10 protein-coding genes are annotated in these 5,707 nt (G+C 41.9%); all 10 read right to left on the bottom strand.

Translation table 11 applies throughout. The annotated features are described in order from the left end of the window. Positions 1–239 precede the first annotated feature (239 nt). Entirely contained in the window at positions 240–548 is a 309-nt protein-coding gene (locus VZ94_RS32965; protein ID WP_239650110.1) for a type II toxin-antitoxin system PemK/MazF family toxin, read from the bottom strand. After that, positions 538–768, bottom strand: a complete 231-nt coding sequence (locus VZ94_RS32960) for an AbrB/MazE/SpoVT family DNA-binding domain-containing protein (protein ID WP_045780598.1) — start codon at positions 766–768, stop codon at positions 538–540. The genes VZ94_RS32965 and VZ94_RS32960 overlap by 11 nt, the downstream gene beginning before the upstream one ends. A gap of 246 nt (positions 769–1,014) precedes the next feature. Further along, positions 1,015–1,221, bottom strand: a complete 207-nt coding sequence (locus VZ94_RS32955) for a type II toxin-antitoxin system HicA family toxin (protein ID WP_045780597.1) — start codon at positions 1,219–1,221, stop codon at positions 1,015–1,017. Then, positions 1,218–1,421, bottom strand: coding sequence for a type II toxin-antitoxin system HicB family antitoxin (locus tag VZ94_RS32950; protein ID WP_045780596.1), 204 nt, complete (start codon positions 1,419–1,421; stop codon positions 1,218–1,220). Before VZ94_RS32950 ends, VZ94_RS32955 begins: the two co-directional genes overlap by 4 nt. 236 nt (positions 1,422–1,657) lie before the next feature. Continuing rightward, a complete protein-coding gene (locus VZ94_RS32945; RefSeq protein WP_157844988.1) occupies positions 1,658–1,822 on the bottom strand; it encodes a hypothetical protein in 165 nt (54 codons plus the stop codon). Positions 1,823–1,897: 75 nt separating this feature from the next. Next, entirely contained in the window at positions 1,898–2,404 is a 507-nt protein-coding gene (locus VZ94_RS32940) for an IS110 family transposase (protein ID WP_045780594.1), read from the bottom strand. Positions 2,405–2,576: 172 nt separating this feature from the next. Then, the gene (locus VZ94_RS32935) at positions 2,577–2,999 is read right to left on the bottom strand and encodes a hypothetical protein (RefSeq protein WP_045780593.1); all 423 of its coding nucleotides are present in this window, start codon (positions 2,997–2,999) and stop codon (positions 2,577–2,579) included. A 509-nt stretch (positions 3,000–3,508) separates the two neighbouring features. After that, complete coding sequence (locus tag VZ94_RS32930; RefSeq protein WP_045780591.1) at positions 3,509–4,534, bottom strand: hypothetical protein; 1,026 nt, start codon at positions 4,532–4,534, stop codon at positions 3,509–3,511. Positions 4,535–4,675: 141 nt separating this feature from the next. Then, entirely contained in the window at positions 4,676–5,131 is a 456-nt protein-coding gene (locus VZ94_RS32925; protein WP_045780590.1) for a toll/interleukin-1 receptor domain-containing protein, read from the bottom strand. A 257-nt stretch (positions 5,132–5,388) separates the two neighbouring features. Next, the coding region (locus tag VZ94_RS32920) for a hypothetical protein (RefSeq protein ID WP_045780588.1) at positions 5,389–5,707 on the bottom strand (319 nt) is incomplete at its 5' end.

The following is a 5,707-nucleotide window of genomic DNA, read 5'->3' as shown; positions in this document are numbered from 1 at the left end:
AAAAATCATTTTAGTTCCCCTCTGCGTCACTGCCATTAAGCTAAGGAATATAACAATATAATCAATGAGTTGTGTTTTGTGAAATATTCTTCCGTAGGACGGTTTCGCGATAGCAAGCCGTCATCGGCTCGCCTCGAAATGGTAGATTGCCTATCGGCGAATCCCCTTACCGCGTTTTCAGTCACATAAAATAATTTCCTCGTATCTACCCACTAAACAAAAGCGTTTTAAGATGCTGCTCAACAATTATTTGATCCGTCGAAGCAAGCTGTCCTAATTTTCGCCAAAACCAAACGATTGTCCAGCGTGAACAGTTTTAGGCGAATACTAGAGGGGGCAGGCAATCCAGCGGTCGTTAAATCTTCAATTCGGGTATCTAAAGGCCAACCGGAATGCTTTGTGCTGGTAATCATCGCCATAACACTATGACCAATACGCGAGTTAAATGCCTTGTCATCAGATAATACCAAGGCAGGTCTGGTCTTGGTTGATTGCCGGTCAGTAAACGGAAACGGTACCTTGACAATATCGTAACAGTTATAAGTCACGATATGCCTCGTCATCTTCTAGGCTATTCCATTCTGACAATGTGCCGCTAACCGCTGTCAGATAATCCAAATCTAAAGGTTCCATACGGCGTACCCAAATACGCCCATCCGCGTCAGTTTCCCAGACAATAGTATCGCCCGTTGCGAGATGCAGCTTTTTACGCACATCGGCGGGTATGGTGACTTGACCTTTGCTGCTAATTTTTGCCAGTTGTGACATAACGCCTGCCTATAAGGTAAACATGTCTTACTGTAAGCCATGTTTACTATCACTGCAACGGTTGCAGTGTTACGCTAGACAATAACTCATCCAGATCATAATTAATACTGGCGACACCAAAATCCGGTTCTTGGTTGAATGGGTTGACCAGGTAGTGCGAAGGACGGTTTCGCGATAGCAAGCCGTCATTGGTGCGCCCCGAAATGGTGGATTGCCTATCGGCGAATCCACCTTACCGCGTTTTTTCTAAAAGTCATGCTCCGTTAAGCCAGCGTCTTTGAGCAATTTACTCAGTGTCCCAATTTTTAAATCTTGATTACCATGAACTGGCACTGTCAAAATTTCACTCCTGCTCGGATGCGTATAAATATGATGACTGCCTCGAATCCGTTGCAACTGCCAACCATGTAGATGCAACAGCTTACAAAAGATCTTGCCAGAAATGGATTTCATAGCTCAATTTCGGCAATTTGTATTTGATTATTGTCCTTGGTTCGCATTGCAGCGGCTTCTAACCAACCTTCTGCAGCCTCTTTTATGTTAAATAGCGTTTCCTCAAATGTTTCACCTTCTGAAACACAACCCGCAAAAGCAGGGATTTCAGCCCAAAACCCGCCCTCTTCAGCAGAATGAACTACAACCTGTAACTTCATAATTTCCCCGACATTAATGATTTTACTAAATCCGACGATAATTGGAGGACTTTAGCACCGTTGAGAAAACTGAGCAAACCTAAGAGCCGAGTTCATTATTGCGTAGAGTAAAAGCACAAAGCAGATTAATGCGGAAAGCGAAATCAATCGTGACCACCCAAGTTACGGTAAGTCAGCGCGTAGGACGGTTTCGCGATAGCAAACCGTCATCGGTACACCCCGAAATGGTGGATTGCCTATCGGCGAATCCACCTTACCGCGTTGGCAGCACTGTCGATAACACGAGCAATTTTGTCAGGCTTAAGAAAATGACCACCCCATGTTTGCATGTCTTTAATTGCTTGATCGGCTTGAGCGGCGATGGCTTGGGGCGAGCCATAGATGATCAACAGTTTTTCCAACGTGACGCTGTCCAAGTCGAACAACGCCAACACTTCCGGCCAATGCGACTTAAGTACGCTTCCAGGCGGTTTTGGTTACGTTCTATACTGACTTTGGTACATCTCATATTCACGCCGCGTCGCATTGAGCTCGCGTGCCGCACTGTCCAATTCGTGCCAAGGTTTAGTCAGGCCTTCTTGATGCAGTTTGGCAATCAGACAGGCCGCTTTGGCGTCATGTAAGCTAGGAACACCATCAAAGATTTCTTTCGCATCATGAACCCGCTTGGCACTCGCTTGATACACGTTAAATCCAGCTTCGCTGAATTGGTAGCGCATGGCGTCTCCGTAAGTACCGGTCGATTCCATGACGACCGTGACCGAGCCATTGAACTGCTTCAAGTATTTAATCAGCTCGCGGGTTTCGGGTAAATCCCATTTGACTAAGAACGATAGCTTTTGATCTCTAGTCGTTAACAGGCCATATTGTTGGAGCTTCGCTACATCAACAGCAAAGGTAATTGCTTCGCCAACAAATTGCAGGCTTAACTCCTGCCAGTTTATTTCATTGATTTTTTTCGTACGATAGTTATGCTTCTTCATAGTGGGAATACCTCCATGGCTAAGGCTTTAGTTTCAGTTAAAAGGCCTTATTTTGAGGGTTCCCACTCCTCTTTTCGAGTCGTTACTATAGCTGACTTTGACCGATTTGTTAGACAAATGTAACTGCCAGAAATAGCTAATTACTAATTGCCTGATGTACGCATTTTATAGGCTAAATACGTTGTTCGACGCATTTCAATTCATTTTTAACAGTTTCGTTGCGTAAAAACGATATTTGTTGTACTGGGTCATTAAGGTCATACCCTTTATAGGACTCTGAGAGCTTTACGAGTTCAAAGTCTGTTCTAAAACCCCAGTCGTCAATATATTTTCCAGTACCCGCGCTGTAGTCGGAATTATTGGCGTCAAAAAATGCAATTTTTGTTAACCCGCTGACTTCAGAAGCATTAACATCGGCACTATATGTAAACAAAAACGCATCCTTTTCAAATTCCGTCCAAACCCTATTGGCTTTGAATCTAATATAGTTATCTTTTGATGCGGTAACTCCCTCAACACGAAAGTCACCTTCCTTTGTTTTGTCATATCGAATTGAAATAAGCGCATATGGATATTTCAAGACTTCTTCTTTCAAAGCATTGTAAGGCTGTGGTATGCCGGCAACGTTCTTTTTTGCATTCCAACCAGTACCCTTCTGCTGCTACCGTTTGAGGGTAGAACCATTTTCTCCAGTATTCTGATGGTCTTAGAATATTTAGGTAGAGGAAAACTAAAGTTCCATAAACAACAGAGTATGATACGGCTGAAATCGCAACATGAGTAAAAAAGTCCCCATTTTTTCTCTTCTCTGATTTTATTGATTACCAACGAGACTAACGCGCTTGTAAGCATGACTGACAACGAGTTAATAATTATTTCTTCCGGTTTCATTTATTCTTTCCTCGATCAGTCTAGCTCTTACGTTAAGGAGAAAGCCCGCCTTCGCGGAACCTCGAATCCCCGAGAAAATGGACGGCGGGCTTTTCCCCTGCAACACCCTGTTAGGCTGGATGGAACCCTGTAGTTACCAGCCTGGAATGATGAGTTTCGCTTCGCTCTACCCATCTACGTGGGCTGTCTAAGTACATGTGATTGTGAGCGCAATTAAAACTCCATACCAAAAGATTCGTATACTGATTTCGCTTTGTTAAATACATCTGAACCAACTTCTGCGAATGAAAGTAATTTCTTTGCTTTTTCTAGCCATTTTAATATCAAACTCTTATCAGGGTTTTCTTCATCAGATATTTCTTCCTTAATATTCTCAAATTGACGAGTGGCATCTTTTGCATTTGCACTACCACCGCTTTTGTTGAGAGCTTCTATTAATGAATCGAGCTTTTCAAGTTGCTCGGATTTCTTGGTAAAAGTAGAGCCGATGGCTATATCGCCACTGCTTATTTGGTTCTGCTGGCTATCTCCTTGATTAATATTGGCAGAGTTGTTTGCAATGTATTTTCTTTGATCCATTTCAGTCGCACCGCTGTTTAATATGTGGAATACAGGACTCGCATGAGAGAAGCCAGAAACAGGCAATCGCTCAAAGAATTTCTGATAGAAGTCTCTTATGTTTCTTTCGACTTCATAATTCTGTTGTAGAAAGGTTATTCTATTTTTTAAAGCCATTATTAACCGTGAATGCTCAACAGGCGCTATTAACTCTGGCATATCCTCAATTGGCGCTCCCGATTTTATTTTTTGAATATATTCATCAAGATCATGTTTGACGGAATTTCTGGTGCCGGTAATGCCAAAATCCTTTATGACAATTTTGAAAGAAATCTTACCTTCAATGCTACTGTCAATAGATACTGTTACTTTATATCCTTTGAGCGCAGCATATTCTTCAAAGCCTTTTAATAGGTCGTGAAATATAGATTTTCTTTCCTCTGGAATATCAATCGTTATATAACCACCAAGATCCGAATAGTTTCCGCCATTATCGTTGTTGACTATGATATTATTCGCGCTTTCATATTCTTTACGCCTCATATACAACTCTTCTCGCCGCATTTCAAAATCACGCTCTCTACTTGCTCGCCATTCTTTCAAGACGGACATTCCAAACAACATAGCAAACATAGTTGCGGTAACAGGCCATATTATGTTTATCAGATCATATGCTATCATTTTCAGTTTGTTTTTTTGTGAAAACGCCTAACGCAGAGCTAACCGGGCGCGGCCAACAATAGCTTGAAAATAGACAATACGCCACATGGCCGCGCTCCGGTTGAGCGCCGGGTTAGCAATGTTGTTTTTCATTACATCCACTCACAACCTTGCTTTTAACTCTCTATGAAACTGATCTGCCGAGTAGACTCTTTTTGTGTACCCAACGCTCTCTGACAAAGAAACCATAGTGTCTTGTTTGTAAAACTGAATAAACGTATCAAGATCATTCTGATTTTTCAAAATCGGCCATTTTGTCAAAAAGTCAGGCAAGCTTACATTTGTCAACTGAAAAGAAGTAATCCTCCTATCCTTTTCAGAACCAACACCAATTTCAAAAGGAACCCACCACGATTTTTCAGTATACCCTGAAACCACTGCCATTAAATGTGTACATTGACCAATCCTTTCCATCAATATTTTTGTGATGTCATCAGTTGTTTGAAGTCCCGGATCAAATACATCTACATAGCAATTTACGTTGTTCTGTTTGAGGTATCCGGCAATACGCAAAGTTTGTTCTTTGTCCTCGCGTTTATGTGAAAGAAAAACCGGCATATGATTCTCCTTGAGCTGCTAACGTTACGGTAAGGGGCGCGCCGCTAACGAAAGCGAAACGAAGCCGCCGAACCTTGATAAAAACCAAACTTCAAAACCGCCAACGGGCGGCGCGTCCCTTTGACCGACTTGTTGGGCTTGACAAAACTACCAAGGCTAATGAAGGACAAGCTAAAAAGGCTTAAATTGCCCCAGCAGGTTATTTCCAAATTAGGCACACCATGAAGTAACTTTTCAGTAGAAAAAAACAACTCTATTCATGATTTTGAAAGAATTTTTTTTGCTTCATCTTCTAACCCAGGCTTTGACTGGGGCTTCAAAGCATTGTTCTTGTGAGCTTCGCCAACATTACTTTTTATGTCTTCAATTATGTATGATCTTTTTATTATTTTACTGTCATCGACTTCAGGCTCAACTTGTGTTGATTGACTAACACTTGCTTTATTTTCTAGGGAGTTGGTATTTGGATTAAATTCTTCAGTAAGATTAGTTCTTTGAGTGCCGCCAGTAAAAAGTGCCGTGACCAAAACAAGACCTCCGAAAGCCATAAAAACAGTCCGGGACCGATACCAGAAA

The sequence above is a fragment of the Methylocucumis oryzae genome (assembly GCF_000963695.1).
Lineage (GTDB): Bacteria > Pseudomonadota > Gammaproteobacteria > Methylococcales > Methylomonadaceae > Methylovulum > Methylovulum oryzae.
The sequence above is the reverse complement of the archived record's forward strand: the minus strand, read 5'-3'. Positions and strand labels throughout refer to the sequence as shown.